We start from the raw sequence: 13804 nt of genomic DNA on the forward strand, positions 1-13804 counted from the left end.
CACAACCCCTACTTAGTGGAACTGGATTTACCGAGCACATCCTGCGGCATTGTAGACGGCAGGATCTGTTCCTTGAACGGCATGTCAGCGGGTACGCTGATGCCGCTGGCGAGCCACTTGCTGGACATCCCGAGAATCAGGTTTTTCGACCAGTCAGCGACCATGAGAAATTGCGGCACCAGCCTGGACTGCTGCCACCATTGATCCTGTTGCACCGGCCCCAGGCTCAACAGCCCTACCGCCACAACGACAAGCAGGCCTCCGCGCGCTGCGCCGAAGACCATGCCGAGAAAACGATCGGTCCCGGAAAGCCCGGTGACGCGAATCAGCTCGCCTATCAGAAAATTGACCATGGCGCCTACCAGCAGGGTGGCGACAAAAAGAATGGTACAGCTCGCGATCACGCGGGCCGAAGGTGTTTCTATGTAATTGACCAGATACTGCGACAGCCCTGCGCCAAACATCCAGGCCACAACACCTGCAATGATCCACGTCGTCAACGACAGTGCTTCTTTTACGAAGCCGCGCTTCAGACTGATCAGGGCGGAGATGGCGACAATTCCGAGAATTGCCCAGTCAACCGGAGTAAATGGCACGTTGCAGCCTGCAGACGGATAAGGCGGCGCATTTTAGCAGAGCGCCCGCCTGCCGGTAAGCAGCGATTACCGGCGCGAGGCATTTTCCTTTGTGCCAGGGGCACCAGGTGCCGAACGGTCAACCGCGCTCGGGCTGAAAGCGCACCACAATGCCCTTGAGCTTTTGCTGTTTATCGAGCTGATCGCGCAGGCGATCAGCCTCGGCGCGCTCGATGAGCGGGCCGACAAACACCCGGTTCACGCCATCAGCGGTGCGAATGTAGGCGTTGTAGCCCTGGGTGCGCAGCGTCTTTTGCAGATTGTCGGCATTCGCACGATTGGACATGCTCGCCAACTGCACCGACCAGCTGATCGACAGGCCGTTGGCGTCGACGCCAGCAGGTGCCGCAGGTTTGGCGGGGGCCGCGGGGGCCGCAGGTGCAGCCGCTGTCGCCGGTGCAGGTGCCGGTTTGGCAGCTGGTTTGGAGGCCGGAGCGGCAGGTGCGGTCTGGGCGGTCGGCGCAGGCGCGATCGGCATGGAAGGCGGCTGGCTGCTGCTCATGTCATCGTCACCCGGCACAGGCTCCTGAGGCAGAACCTGAGGCTCCGGAACAGGCACCGGATCGACCCGCACCTGCGAAGCCGCGGGCGCCTGGGGCGCGGCTGGGGCCTCGACCTGCACCTGACGTGTTTCATCTTCACGCGTGAAAAGCATGGGCAGGAAGATGACCGCCACGGCGATCAGCACCAGTGCTCCCACCATTCGCTGCTTGAATACGTTATCCAGCAAAGCCATTTGCAGCGTCCTCATCGGTGTACCGGGCCAACCATTCCAGGGCCTCGGCAACACAGTAAAATGAACCGAACAGCAGAATCTCGTCATCGGGCGTGGCATGCGCACACTGAGCTTCCAGCGCCAACGCGATACTCTGATAGGACGTCACGCGGGCCCCAAGGTTCTGCAAGGCCGTCTGCAACTCCTCTGCCGGCCGGCTGCGCGAGGTCGGAAGCGGCGCAACGGCCCACTCTTCAATGACCGGCGCCAGGTGCGCGACCACACCGTCGAGATCCTTGTCGCTGAGCAGGCCAAACACCGCACGACGCTTGCCGCCAACCGGCTGCCGCGCCAGGCGCTGCCCCAAAAACTGTGCCGCGTGGGAGTTATGGCCTACATCCAGCAGCAGGTTGAGCGACTTGCCGTGCCACTTGACGACCCTGCGATCGAGACGACCGGCGAGCCGGGTCTCGGCAAGTACCTTGCCTGTCGCATCCGGTTGCAATGGATACCCCAGCAGGGCGAAGGCCTGAAGCGCCAGCGCTGCATTCTGCATGGGCAGGTCGAGCAGCGGCAGACCGCGCAGCTCGATCTGTTCGCCGTGAGCGACACCGCGCCAGTCCCAGCTGTCATCGCCTATGGAAAGATCGAAATCCCGGCCACACAACAACAACGGACAGCCCAGCTCGCGGGCTTTGGCCAGCAGCGGCTCGGGTGGCGCCGGATCACCGCACAGCGCAGGACAACCTGCGCGAAAGATCCCGGCTTTCTCGAAGGCGACCGACTCACGGGTGTCGCCCAGGTACTCGGCATGATCGACCCCGATACTGGTGACCAGCGCCATATCCGCATCGACGAGATTGACCGCATCCAGGCGACCGCCCAGACCGACTTCCAGAACGACCGCATCGAGCCGGGCCTGCTCGAACAGCCAGAATGCCGCCAGCGTGCCCATTTCGAAATAAGTCAGGGTGACGTCGCCGCGGGCAGCTTCGACCGCAGCGAAGGCATCGCATAACTCCAGGTCGGTTGCCTCGACGCCCTGCACCTTTACCCGCTCGTTATAGCGAATCAGATGCGGGGAACTGTAGACACCGACCTTCAGACCCTGAGCCTGCAACAAGGCGGCGACAAAGGCGCAGGTTGAACCCTTGCCGTTGGTGCCCGTCACCGTGATCACCCGGCGCGCCGGGCGGGTAAGCCCCAGCTGCAGCGCCACCTGTCGAGACCGGTCCAGCCCCATGTCGATGGCAGACGGATGCAGTTGCTCCAGGTAAGCGAGCCAGTCGCTCAGGGACGTAGAAGTCATATCGTCGCAGGGGCCGGCGGGACGACGATTGGCTCGATAACGGGGGCGACAAAACGAGGGGTCGGCAGGTTCATCATCTGTGCCAGCAGGTTACCCAGGCGCGGACGAAGCTCGCTGCGCGAGACGATCATGTCGATAGCGCCGTGATCCAGCAGGAATTCGCTGCGCTGGAAGCCTTCAGGCAGCTTCTCGCGAACGGTTTGCTCGATGACCCGCGGACCGGCGAAACCAATCAGCGCCTTGGGCTCGGCGACGATGACGTCACCCAGCATGGCCAGGCTGGCGGAAACGCCACCGTAGACCGGATCGGTCAGCACCGAGATGAACGGCAGCCCTTCTTCGCGAAGGCGCGCCAGAACGGCGGACGTCTTGGCCATCTGCATCAGCGAGATCAGCGCTTCCTGCATCCGCGCACCGCCGGAAGCGGCGAAGCAGACGAACGGGCAGCGATTTTCCAGCGCGTAGTTGGCGGCACGTACGAAACGCTCGCCGACAATGGCACCCATCGAGCCGCCCATGAACGAGAATTCGAATGCCGAAGCCACTACCGGCATGCCCAGCAAGGTGCCGCTCATGGAGATCAGCGCGTCCTTTTCACCGGTCTGCTTCTGCGCAGCGGTCAGGCGATCCTTGTACTTCTTGCCGTCACGGAATTTCAGACGGTCGACCGGCTCAAGATCGGCACCCAGCTCTTCGCGCCCTTCGACGTCCAGAAAAATGTTCAGTCGTGCACGTGCGCCGATACGCATGTGGTGGTTGCACTTGGGGCAGACGTCCAGGGTCTTTTCCAGCTCAGGGCGATACAGCACCGCCTCACAGGACGGGCATTTGTGCCAGAGGCCTTCGGGAACCGAGCTCTTCTTGACCTCGGAACGCATGATCGATGGGATCAGTTTGTCTACCAACCAGTTGCTCATGCTTTATATCTCCAGTACCGGTGCGGCTCGAACGACTGACAAATCAAACACCAGTCGCATGCCCTCAGATAAATTCGTATATGGACGACGATGAAAGGATAGCGATCGACTCACGGCCGGACCTGCACCCCCCTCACCCCGATTTTTCACAACGACGGCGTTGCACAGTGGCACCACCGCTTACTCGATTCGACCCGCGTGTCTCGTGGCGGGAACAGGCTTATGGACGGCGGCCGATCAATAGCCGTCACATCAGGTACCGTGCACCGCACTCATGAACGCCAGGATCTTCTCCCGATCCTTGATGCCCTTGCTCTTTTCAACGCCGCCGCTGACATCCACGGCATAGGGCCGGACCTGAGCGATGGCCTGCGCCACATTGGCCGACGTCAGCCCGCCCGCCAGAATGACCGGCTTGTCCAGGTCGTCCGGAATCAATGCCCAATCGAAGGTTTCTCCGGTACCGCCGGGCACCCCTTCGACGTAGGTATCGAGCAGCACGCCGCGTGCATTGCGATAGGTCCGGCAGACCCCGGCAATGTCATCACCGGCCTTGACCCGCAGCGCCTTGACGTACGGGCGATGATACCCATCGCATTCCTCGGGTGTCTCATCGCCATGAAACTGCAGCATGTCCAGCGCAACCGCATCCAGTGTCTCGTTGAGCTCGCAGCGACTGGCATTGACGAACAGGCCCACCGTGGTGATGAACGGCGGCAGCGCGGCAATAATGGCACGCGCCTGCAATACCGTCACCGCACGCGGGCTTTTCGGGTAGAACACCAAGCCGATCGCGTCGGCACCTGCCTCGGCGGCAGCCAGTGCATCCTCTATGCGGGTAATCCCGCAGATCTTGCTGCGAACGGCTGACATGTCGTGAGTAACCTCCGGTTTTTCGGAAAGTCCCGGATGTTAGCAAATGCTGCCCGGATCGTCAGCCGTCCAATTCCGCAAAGCCCGTAAGAAAATGGGGGCCGATATAGCGCTCGGGCAGCGGGAATTCATCACGGTACTCAACCCCGACCAGATACAACCCGTAAGGATGGGCCGTGACACCACCGGTGCGCCGAATCCGGCTTTCCAGCACCTCCCGCGCCCACTCGATCGGTCGCTCTCCGGTACCGATGGTCATCAGTACACCGGCGATATTGCGCACCATATGATGAAGAAAGGCATTGGCGCGCACATCGATGACGATCATCTTGCCGTGACGGGTCACGCGCAGATGGTGCAACTGCTTGACCGGCGACTTGGCCTGACACTGACCGGCGCGAAAGGCGCTGAAATCGTGAGTACCCACCAGATATTCGGCAGCCTGCGCCATGCGCTCGACATCCAGCGGGCGGTGGTTCCAGGTAATTTCCTGGTTCAGGTGCGCCGGACGGATCTGATCGTTGTAGATCACGTAACGATAACGCCGGGCAATGGCCTTGAAGCGCGCATGAAAGGTGGCGGGCATGACTCTGGCCCAGGTGACACTGACATCATGGGGCAGATTGATATTGGCGCCCATGACCCAGGCCTTCATGCTGCGCTCGGCCTGGGTGTCGAAATGCACCACCTGACCGCAGGCATGCACGCCCGCGTCCGTGCGACCGGCACACATCAGTGAAACCGGTGACGCGGCCACTTTTGACAACGCGTCTTCAAGGGTTTCCTGCACGGTCAGCACGCCGGACGCCTGACGCTGCCAGCCGCAATAGCGCGAGCCCTTGTATTCAACGCCCAGCGCGATTCGGGAAAAGCCCTCGGCCGCCATCTCGGCGGCCGGGTTATCTATATTCGCCAAAGTGGTACAGCCTGTCGGTTCGCGAAAAGTCGGCCATTATACGGCCGCAAAAAAAACACGCTACTCAAGCGGGACATCTGAAATGCAAACGGCCGCATAAGCGGCCGTGTGCAGGTTGCCGGGGTTGAATCAGGCCAGCCGCGAAAGCATCTCCCGCGCTTCGCTTTTCTGACCGTCATCGCCCTCGGTGACGACCTCATCAAGAATATCCCGAGCGCCGTCCGCATCGCCCATGTCGATGTAGGCACGCGCCAGATCGAGTTTGGTCGCCGCTTCGTCAGTACCGGCCATGAAGTCGAAGTCCGGCTCGTCATCCAGCGCTGCCGCATCCTCGGCGGTGAATCTCGGCTCATCGAGCGGCGGATGCTCAAGATTCTGCGAAAGACGCTCAAGCTCGGCATTGACGTCATCGATTTCAGTCGCGAAAGCCTGACTTGCCTGATCGGTTTCAATCTCGTCCGCCAGCGACAGGTCGAAATCCTCTGGAAGCTCCAGGTCATCACTGACCGGCGGTACAGGCGAGGTTTCACCCAAATCCAGTGGATCCTCGCCAAGACCGAGCAGGAAATCATCTTCGCTCTTGAGGGCCGGGTCTTCCTCGGACAGATCGAGGTCGAAGTCGGCAAGGTCTTGCGGCGTTGTCGCTGCACGGGCCTCTTCCTGCTGCTGCATGACCGACTCGAAGCTCAGCTCTTCGTCATCCGCTACCGCTGATACCTTGGGCTCGTCGAGCATCAGGTCATCGATGTCATTCACAGTAGAGACTTCAGGCACAGACGGTTCTTCGAACTCGTCCAGGCTCAAGTCAAAATCGTTATCGAACGGGTCTGCCTCTTCAACAGGCTCTGCGGCCAGCGGCGCGACTACTGCCGGCTCAGGTTCAGGTGTAGCAACAATTTCGGGCTCGGGCTCGGGCTCAGGCTCAGGCTCGGCATCCTGCTCTGCCGCATCATCGGCCAGCAGTTCTTCGAGATATTTGGCATCAAGCTCTGCAACCAGTGCGGCTGTTGTAGCCGCCGCGGCGGCTGCAGCGACGGCAGGAGCAGCCGATGAGGCTTCAGAAGCCAGCGGCGCAGCAACAGGTGCCACCGGCTTCATGGTCGAGTTAAGTTCTTCCCGCTGCTCGACCTCAGCTTCAAGCTTTCCCGCAGCCACCAGTTTACGTTCGTGGGCGGCATAGGCTTTGTTGTTACCCTGCTCGGCGTAGATTTCCATCAGTTTCAGACGGATATCGTCGCGCTTGGGGTCTTCGTTGACGGCTTCTTCCAGCAACTCGATCGCCTGATTCATACGCCCGTAAGCGATATGGATCTCGGCCTGAACCAGCGGATCGGCAGGACGTTCACGACCGGCAGCGGCGGCTGCGGCGCCGCCCATACGCACGTTGGGCGGCGGCACATCAAGCCCGTCGAAGCTGGCGGGCGGTGCATTCATGTCCATGTCAGAGACGAAATCAGACTCCTCGGCCAGCGCACGCGCCATGCGCTTGTGCTTCTCGGCCTCGGCCTTCGCCGCGCGACGACGCGCCAGGAACAACAGCAGCAAGGCCAGAATCAGCAACACCGCACCGCCGATCAGGCCAAGCAGCACAGGGTTGTTGATGACTTTCTGCAGTGCATCCTCATCCTCGTCAGTTGCAGCAACCGGCTCCACCGCCAGCGGCTGCTCTGGCGCCGGCGTCGCAACTTCGGCAGCACCGGCAGGCAGCGCATCTTCAGGCGCGATCTCGCCAGCCGGTTTGACCGGCGCACCGTTAGCGTCGACCAGCGAGGCAGGCACTGCCGCATTGGCAGGCGTCGCGGCATCAGGAGTGGCGGCAGGAGGAGGCACGGCGGCGCCAGCGGCCTGCATCTTGGCCAACTGACCGTTTTTCAACTCGACCAGACGCTGCAACTTGTCGAGCTGGCTTTGCAGGTCGTTCATGCGGCTTTTCAGCTCGGCATTGTCGCGACGTGTGGTATCCAGCGCTTCCTGAGCCACGGCCAGCTTGTTGCCAAGGTCACCGTCGCCCGCCGCACCTTTCGCCGCAGGCTTGCCGCTTGCCGAAACCAGGCTGAGGTTGTCGGAGGTATCAACTTTAGAAGGCGCCGCACCCGCACGGTCACGACGGGTAGCATCGACCTGACGGGTACCGGCCGGCAGACGGCGACCTTCACGCCAGGCGCTGTATTGGCGGGAAACTTCTGCCACTGCCTGTGATTGCGGCAGCGCGGTGGTCTGTTGCGGCGTTGGAAGACGCAGCACCTGCCCCTTTTTCAGACGGTTGATGTTGCCACCAATGAACGCATCCGGGTTCAACGCCTGAATCGCCAGCATGGTTTGCTGGACAGTCCCGCCCGTACGCACCTTCGCAGCAATTTCCCACAAGGTGTCGTTATTGGCGGTGACGTACTGCGACTGCTTGTCGGCGGCTGGCGGCGGCACTGCGGCTGGGTTGGCAGCCGGTGCCGGCGCTGGTGCCTCGGCTGCCGGCGCTTCTGCCGAAGGGGCTACCGTTGCCAGTTGCGCAGGCGCAGCGGGCGCGGCAGCGGGGGCCGGGGCAGCGGCCGCAGCGGCTGCCTCGGGAGAGAATTTCGGCGGATCGAGTAGAAGGCTGTATTCACGCAGCAACCGGCCATTGGGCCAGAGCACCTGAACCAGAAACTTCACATAAGGCTCGCGCACCGGCTTGCTGGATGTAATGCGCAGGACACTTTTACCGCTGGCATTGATAACCGGGGTAAAGGTGAGATCGTTGAGAAATGCCTGACGGGTCACACCCGCCTGCGCGAAGTCGGCCGTGGTGGCCAGGCTGGGCACAACTTGCGTTGCGTTTAGCCCCTGCGCCTCGGTCAACTCGATTTCCGCTACCAATGGCTGATTCAGGGTCGACTTGACCGACAATTCCCCGAGCCCCAGCGCCTGCGCCATACCCGATGACAGCGCTGATGCCGCAGCGATTGCTAATACCAGTTTACGAACCTGAACCATAGCCCATCCCTTGTTTAAAGATTCCCCGAGATCCGGGGAGGTAGTCCTGCATTTGGGTGTAAGGCGTATCGCCGCTAAAAAAATTATTCAAATTGTTGCCAAGTATCTTTTACACATAGTCTTTTATCAACAATTCGCCAACCTGCACAGCGTTGAGCGCAGCGCCTTTGCGCACATTATCCGAGGTCAGCCACAGATTGAGCTGCTCGGAATCGTCGGTTCCCGTCCTGACGCGCCCCACATAAACCACGTCCTGGCCCACCGCATCGCCCACCGGCGTAGGGTAATCCCCCGCATCGACCAGTTCGACCCCGTCTGCAGACTCGAGTGCAGCATTGACCGCCGCCACGTCGACCGTTCCGGCCGTGCGCAGCGCTACAGTGAAGCTGTCACCAAAGAACACCGGTACCTGAATGCAGGTCGCAGACACTTTGAGCGATGGCAGCGCCAGCAGTTCGCGCAATTCTTCGACCAGACGCCTTTCCAGCGGCAGGTGCCCCGACACATCTGGAGTACCCACTTGAGCCAGCAGGTTGAACGCCATCTGGCGATCAAAAAACCGGGTTTCCAGCGGACGGACATTCAACAGCTCGGTGGTCTGACGTGCCAGCTCGCTGACGCCTTCACGCCCCAGTGCCGATACCGCCAGACACGCCGTTACCGTCACCGACTGGATATCGATCAGGCCGCGCAACGGCGCCAGAGCCAGGGCAACCGCAGTGGCAGAAGCACTGGGGCTGGCAACCAGACAGGGAGCGACGCCACGGCTGTGCAAAAGCGTAGCATTTATTTCCGGCACCACATTCGGCGCCTGGGTTGAGGTAAATGTCCCCGACAGGTCGATGACCGTGCACCCCGCTGCTACCGCCTTTTCGGCGTGACTGCGACTGACCGCAGGTCCCGCAGCGAAAAACGCCATGCGCACCTTACTGAAGTCGAACTCGTCGACTTCGCGTACGCGCACATTCTTGCCTCGAAACGGCACCGAGTGGCCTGCGGATTCGATGCTGGCCAACAGGTACAGATTGCCCACCGGAAAATTGCGCTCCTCCAGAACCTGCACAACGGTTTCGCCGACAGTACCGGTTGCGCCGACTACGGCGATATCAAAGGACTGGCTCATGCAAAAACCTCAGGAAAATCAGGGAGCGGCACTTTAACCGCCGCATTGCCGACAGGCAATTCAAGCCGGCAATCAGGTGTGTATTTCAAGGCTCGAGCCCTATCGGGAAGAACACGCCATGGCTCCAGACGCCCAGCCAGCGCTGTCCGTCCATATCGCGGGAAACGGCCAGCTCGACCAACTGATAGAAAACATTGCGGTGAATCAGCGCTTCCAGATTGCTCCGCACGTGAATATACGGCGCCGGTTCCTGGGTATCAGGGTCGGTGACAACCCGCAAAGGGTGTTCCGGTCCCGCTTCGCTCTGATCCTCTACATTGGTCAGAAAGCGCAACACCTGGCCCTCGCCCTCCCCCAGCACCTCAAGGCTGACGGCGACAAAAGGCGCGTCATCAACGGTGATGCCGACCTTCTCGACGGGCGTGATCAGGAAATAGTCATCGCCATCGCGGCGCATAATGGTCGAGAACAGCCGGACCATCGGCTTGCGGCCGATCGGCGTGCCCAGGTAATACCAGGTACCGTCGCGGGCGATACGCATGTCGATATCGCCGCAGAAGTCCGGATTCCACAAATGAACAGGCGGCAACCCTTTGGTTTTGGGGATCTGTGCGAACAGATCACCCGCCTTGTTTGAATCGGTCACTCCATTCTCCTGATACGAGCCCTAGCGTTCGACACCCAATAAGGTACGAGCGTAGTCCTCAAGCGGCGGCCCCAGCAAATCCTCGGGGCTTTTGTCGTAAAGCGTCAGCAATCCGCCACGGCTGCGAATACGTGCGCTGTCGATGAGGTAACGGGTCCCGGTCTCGATCAGCATCAGCTGAATGACACCGCTGTCGACACCCAGACGGTCCACCGCTTCCTGATCGGCCCATTGATCGCCATTGCCGATGCGGTCGTCAGCCTTGGCGAAACGTGCATAGAGCAAATAATGCGCGCCCGCAGCACGCGCCTCGACCATGGCTTCATCCAGCCCGAGCGGGCCGCGGGCACGACGGACCATCGGGAAGTACTCGATAAAGCCCTTGAAGGCTTCTTCAGCCACCACGTTAGGCCGCGGATAGGCGTTGCCCGGCGGTACGAAGGCGCCCTGAGCGATGTAAATGAACGAGTCAGGCTGCACGCGCCAGTTGGCAGTACGACGGGTTTCGCTATGGTCGAGCAGACCTGCATCGCTGAATTGCTCGCGAACACCTTCGCCCATGTCACTGACTTTCATGCAGCCACTCAACGCCAGAAGCGCGAGCAGCATAACCAGGCTACGCATTATCCCCTCCCAAATACCGGTGACGGAAAACCGGCGAATGGTCGTCGGATGCAGCTTCCGCGCCATCTCTGGCGCAGCCGACGCCAAAGCCTTGAAGCTGATGCTCAAGACCGGGGCGGCGCGTTATTCGGCGGCGGGATCTGGCGTGGGTTCGGCGCTGACGTCGCCGTCGCGCTTGCGCTTGTTGCCCATGCGTACGCCGATGTCCATGAGGAAGTGGAAGAAGCCTTCCTGGTCTTCCAGCACGTTGCTCCAGAACGGCGAGTGATACAGCGCAACAGCGCCATGTACCAGCGCCCAGGCAGCGCAGTAATGGTAGTAAGGCGGGACATCTTCGAGCTTGCCTTCGCTGATGCGGCCTTTGATCAGCAGCGTCAGGTGTTCGAAGTTGGAGGCGCGGATCTTGTGCAGCTCTTCGACCAGCTCAGGCACCTGATTGCCCTTGACCACCTTCTCTTCCAGACGGTCGAACAGACGATAGCGCTGCGGGTCACGCATACGGAATTCAAAGTAGGCGCGCGAGAGCGATTCCTTGTCCTTGTCGACATCGGCCGAGTGCAGCAGCTCGTTCAGGTCCCGCTCGTAGTCGAGCATCAGGCGCAGGTAGATTTCCGCCTTGGACTTGAAGTGCTTGTAGATGGTGCCTTTGCCAATGCCGACGGCGTCCGCGATCATCTCGACAGTGACGCTGTCTTCGCCTTGCTCGAGAAACAGCTTTAGCGCGGTGTCGAGAATTTCCTGCTCACGGCGGCGAAATTCACGGACCTTACGAGGTTCTTTCTGCATAGAGAGGTCTGTCAGGATCGAAATCGAAGCCGGGTATTATGCCCAATCGGCGCTAAATTGCACGGTTCATCCATACTTGTCGACCTGCATGAACGATTCGCACCGGTCAGCCCGGGCGCCCGATACCGTTCCAGTGCGGTGGCAACCTAGTGCGCTGGCAACGCTGGAGAGGCAACGACAAACTCCAGATAACCCGTGATCACCACATACAACGTGAAGTAGGCAAAGATCAGCGCCGAGGCAATGTATGACCAGCGCAACATTCGTTCGCCCATGAATCGCCCACCCTGATGAGCCAGCGCACACAGCGAGATCGACCAGACCACGCCCGCAGCGACGAACCCGGCGAGAAAGGTCGAAGCGCTGACAAGATCAGAGCCTTGCCGGGCAATCAGCGCCCCGCCGACTGCGGCGAACCAGAGGATGGCGCTGGGCGAGGACATCGCCAGAAAGATCCCGCGCAGGAACAGCGCCAGGCTGGATTTTTCCGATTCAACCTTCTGACTGTCGAGACCGGTGCTGACGGTAGTGGCACTCATGATCATCCTGAAGCAGAACCAGGCCAGCACTGCTGTGCCGCCAATCCACAGCACGTAGCGCACGGCTTCATATTGCAGCAGCACGGCCATGCCGAGCATCGCCAGGATTGCGTAGGCCAGATCACCGACGCAGGTTCCCAGCCCCAGCCATAGCCCCCTGGAAAAACCGCGCTGCATGGACAGCGTGATCATGGCGATGTTGGCCAGACCAATGTCCAGACACAAGGACAGACTCAGCAGAAAACCGTTGGAAAACTCCACCCCACCACTCCATGACTGCAGCGCCCCCGCATTTCGCCCGATACAAAGTGTTCATCGAGCACTCAAGGAGGGCTTTAGTATTCCAAAACTGTTTAAAAAACGATCAAAAGACACTGGACGCTACGCCGTCCTGAACAATACTTAAGCTGCTGACGCGTCATCATTCCCCAAATGACTCGGCAGTAGAGGTGCCAAAGGACTCGCGCGCCTTTGTTTTACTCCTAATGGTCTTGACCCGGCTTCACCCCCCAGAATCCGGGTTTTTTTTGCCTGCGATTTGTCTGCCCGCGGATTTGAGCATCCGTCAGCGCTGAACGTGCGCCAGCGGAAACAGGCGGGCAAAGTTGGCGGTGGTCTGCTCGGCAAAGTGCTCGTAGGACTCGCCTCGCAGCATTGCCAGAAACTCGGCAACCTCACGTACGTACTGGGGCAGGTTCGGCTTGCCCCGGTAAGGGATCGGCGCGAGGTACGGGGAATCGGTCTCGACCAGCAGACGATCGGCGGGCACCTGCCTTGCAACGTCGCGCAGGGCATCGGCATTACGAAACGTCACGATGCCGGACAGCGAAATGTAGTACCCCAGGTCCAGCGCGGCCTTGGCCATCTCCCAGTCCTCGGTGAAACAGTGCAGGACACCGGCGTGGGGCAAGGCAGCCTCACGCAGCAGGCTGAGCGTATCGGCACGTGCGCCCCGAGTGTGGATGACCACCGGTTTTTCAGTGATTCTGGCCGCCTCGAGGTGAACACGGAAAGACGCTTGTTGAATCTCGGCCGCTTCAGGTTCGTAGTGATAATCCAGACCGGTCTCGCCAATGGCCACCACCCGCGGGTGATCGAGTTCCTTGAGCAACCAGTCCAGGGGCGGCATTTCGCCGGGCTTCACGTCCAGCGGATGAATGCCCACCGAGCAATCGACATCCGCGTAGCGTTCGGCGAGTGCCTTGACCGCCCCCGCATTGTCGGCGCTGACACCGATGCAGAGAAAATGCCCGACCCCTCTGCCGCGCGCGGCGTCGAGGGCTGCATCCAGAGAGCCGTCGTGCTGGGCAAGGTCAAGGCGATCGAGGTGACAATGGGAATCTACAAGCATGGCTTAAAACACAACTACATCGTATGGGTTGGACGATCGGACTTGAGAGCGCCGACCAGGTGAGTTTCGATCAGATTGCGGGCGGTGTTGTCGCCGTCATTGAACTGCACGCCAACGCCAGCGGTGCGATTGCCCTGTGCGCCTTTTGGCGTGATCCAGGCCACGCGGCCGGCAACCGGAACCTTCTCCGGTTCGTCCATCAGATTGAGCAGCATGAACACTTCATCGCCCAGCTTGTAGCTTTTGCTGGTCGGAATGAACAGCCCGCCGTTTCTAATGAACGGCATATAAGCAGCGTAAAGAACGGATTTGTCCTTGATGGTCAGGGACAGAATGCCATTACGTGGACCTGTGCTCGGCGGCAGACTCATGACAACACCTCAACGGTTCCGGATAACGC

14 protein-coding genes are annotated in these 13804 nt (G+C 60.5%); all 14 read right to left on the reverse strand.

Annotation, left to right across the window (positions count from 1 at the left end; genetic code table 11):
- Positions 1–8 precede the first annotated feature (8 nt).
- The 14 genes from KBY02_RS15500 to KBY02_RS15565 all read right to left on the reverse strand — a co-directional run bounded on the left by KBY02_RS15500 (position 9) and on the right by KBY02_RS15565 (position 13775).
- Complete coding sequence (locus KBY02_RS15500) at positions 9–596, reverse strand: CvpA family protein (RefSeq protein ID WP_003318487.1); 588 nt, start codon at positions 594–596, stop codon at positions 9–11.
- A gap of 118 nt (positions 597–714) precedes the next feature.
- Positions 715–1371, reverse strand: coding sequence for an SPOR domain-containing protein (locus tag KBY02_RS15505; RefSeq protein ID WP_116893476.1), 657 nt, complete (start codon positions 1369–1371; stop codon positions 715–717).
- Positions 1355–2659, reverse strand: coding sequence for a bifunctional tetrahydrofolate synthase/dihydrofolate synthase (gene folC / locus KBY02_RS15510; protein WP_096135941.1), 1305 nt, complete (start codon positions 2657–2659; stop codon positions 1355–1357). Before folC ends, KBY02_RS15505 begins: the two co-directional genes overlap by 17 nt.
- Positions 2656–3576, reverse strand: coding sequence for an acetyl-CoA carboxylase, carboxyltransferase subunit beta (gene accD / locus KBY02_RS15515; protein WP_003318491.1), 921 nt, complete (start codon positions 3574–3576; stop codon positions 2656–2658). The genes folC and accD overlap by 4 nt, the downstream gene beginning before the upstream one ends.
- Positions 3577–3828: 252 nt before the next feature.
- Positions 3829–4449 (reverse strand): phosphoribosylanthranilate isomerase, encoded by a 621-nt coding sequence (locus KBY02_RS15520; protein WP_004408280.1) that lies wholly within the window; start codon positions 4447–4449, stop codon positions 3829–3831.
- A 61-nt stretch (positions 4450–4510) separates the two neighbouring features.
- Positions 4511–5335, reverse strand: a complete 825-nt coding sequence (truA, locus tag KBY02_RS15525) for a tRNA pseudouridine(38-40) synthase TruA (protein ID WP_004408281.1) — start codon at positions 5333–5335, stop codon at positions 4511–4513.
- Between the two features lie 159 nt (positions 5336–5494).
- A complete protein-coding gene (locus KBY02_RS15530) occupies positions 5495–8335 on the reverse strand; it encodes a FimV/HubP family polar landmark protein (protein ID WP_116893477.1) in 2841 nt (946 codons plus the stop codon).
- Positions 8336–8444: 109 nt separating this feature from the next.
- The gene (locus KBY02_RS15535) at positions 8445–9458 is read right to left on the reverse strand and encodes an aspartate-semialdehyde dehydrogenase (RefSeq protein WP_116893478.1); all 1014 of its coding nucleotides are present in this window, start codon (positions 9456–9458) and stop codon (positions 8445–8447) included.
- Positions 9459–9543: 85 nt separating this feature from the next.
- On the reverse strand, positions 9544–10104 hold the full coding sequence (locus tag KBY02_RS15540) for a DUF1285 domain-containing protein (protein ID WP_004408288.1): 561 nt from the start codon (positions 10102–10104) through the stop codon (positions 9544–9546).
- A 21-nt stretch (positions 10105–10125) separates the two neighbouring features.
- Positions 10126–10728: a DUF4823 domain-containing protein gene (locus tag KBY02_RS15545; RefSeq protein WP_003318496.1), complete on the reverse strand. Its 603-nt coding sequence runs from the start codon at positions 10726–10728 to the stop codon at positions 10126–10128.
- 123 nt (positions 10729–10851) lie between these two features.
- Positions 10852–11514 (reverse strand): TetR/AcrR family transcriptional regulator, encoded by a 663-nt coding sequence (locus KBY02_RS15550; RefSeq protein ID WP_003368424.1) that lies wholly within the window; start codon positions 11512–11514, stop codon positions 10852–10854.
- A 146-nt stretch (positions 11515–11660) separates the two neighbouring features.
- Positions 11661–12314: a LysE family translocator gene (locus KBY02_RS15555; RefSeq protein WP_024643097.1), complete on the reverse strand. Its 654-nt coding sequence runs from the start codon at positions 12312–12314 to the stop codon at positions 11661–11663.
- Positions 12315–12618: 304 nt separating this feature from the next.
- Positions 12619–13404 carry a TatD family hydrolase gene (locus tag KBY02_RS15560; protein WP_004408301.1) on the reverse strand — a complete coding sequence of 262 codons (786 nt, stop codon included), beginning with the start codon at positions 13402–13404 and terminating at the stop codon, positions 12619–12621.
- 14 nt (positions 13405–13418) lie between these two features.
- Positions 13419–13775 carry a PilZ domain-containing protein gene (locus tag KBY02_RS15565; protein WP_003409617.1) on the reverse strand — a complete coding sequence of 119 codons (357 nt, stop codon included), beginning with the start codon at positions 13773–13775 and terminating at the stop codon, positions 13419–13421.
- Positions 13776–13804: the final 29 nt, after the last annotated feature.

The organism is Pseudomonas sp. P129, assembly GCF_020312195.1.
In the GTDB taxonomy this organism is placed as follows: domain Bacteria; phylum Pseudomonadota; class Gammaproteobacteria; order Pseudomonadales; family Pseudomonadaceae; genus Aquipseudomonas; species Aquipseudomonas fragariae.

Excerpts from the sequence above, each read along its gene's own strand:
- KBY02_RS15520 (WP_004408280.1), bottom strand. The coding sequence starts at position 4,449 with ATGTCAGCCGTTCGCAGCAAGATCTGCGGGATTACCCGCATAGAGGAT.
- accD (WP_003318491.1), bottom strand. The coding sequence starts at position 3,576 with ATGAGCAACTGGTTGGTAGACAAACTGATCCCATCGATCATGCGTTCC.
- KBY02_RS15565 (WP_003409617.1), bottom strand. The coding sequence starts at position 13,775 with ATGAGTCTGCCGCCGAGCACAGGTCCACGTAATGGCATTCTGTCCCTG.
- KBY02_RS15545 (WP_003318496.1), bottom strand. The coding sequence starts at position 10,728 with ATGCGTAGCCTGGTTATGCTGCTCGCGCTTCTGGCGTTGAGTGGCTGC.
- KBY02_RS15550 (WP_003368424.1), bottom strand. The coding sequence starts at position 11,514 with ATGCAGAAAGAACCTCGTAAGGTCCGTGAATTTCGCCGCCGTGAGCAG.
- KBY02_RS15530 (WP_116893477.1), bottom strand. The coding sequence starts at position 8,335 with ATGGTTCAGGTTCGTAAACTGGTATTAGCAATCGCTGCGGCATCAGCG.
- KBY02_RS15535 (WP_116893478.1), bottom strand. The coding sequence starts at position 9,458 with ATGAGCCAGTCCTTTGATATCGCCGTAGTCGGCGCAACCGGTACTGTC.
- folC (WP_096135941.1), bottom strand. The coding sequence starts at position 2,659 with ATGACTTCTACGTCCCTGAGCGACTGGCTCGCTTACCTGGAGCAACTG.
- truA (WP_004408281.1), bottom strand. The coding sequence starts at position 5,335 with ATGGCGGCCGAGGGCTTTTCCCGAATCGCGCTGGGCGTTGAATACAAG.
- KBY02_RS15560 (WP_004408301.1), bottom strand. The coding sequence starts at position 13,404 with ATGCTTGTAGATTCCCATTGTCACCTCGATCGCCTTGACCTTGCCCAG.
- KBY02_RS15505 (WP_116893476.1), bottom strand. The coding sequence starts at position 1,371 with ATGGCTTTGCTGGATAACGTATTCAAGCAGCGAATGGTGGGAGCACTG.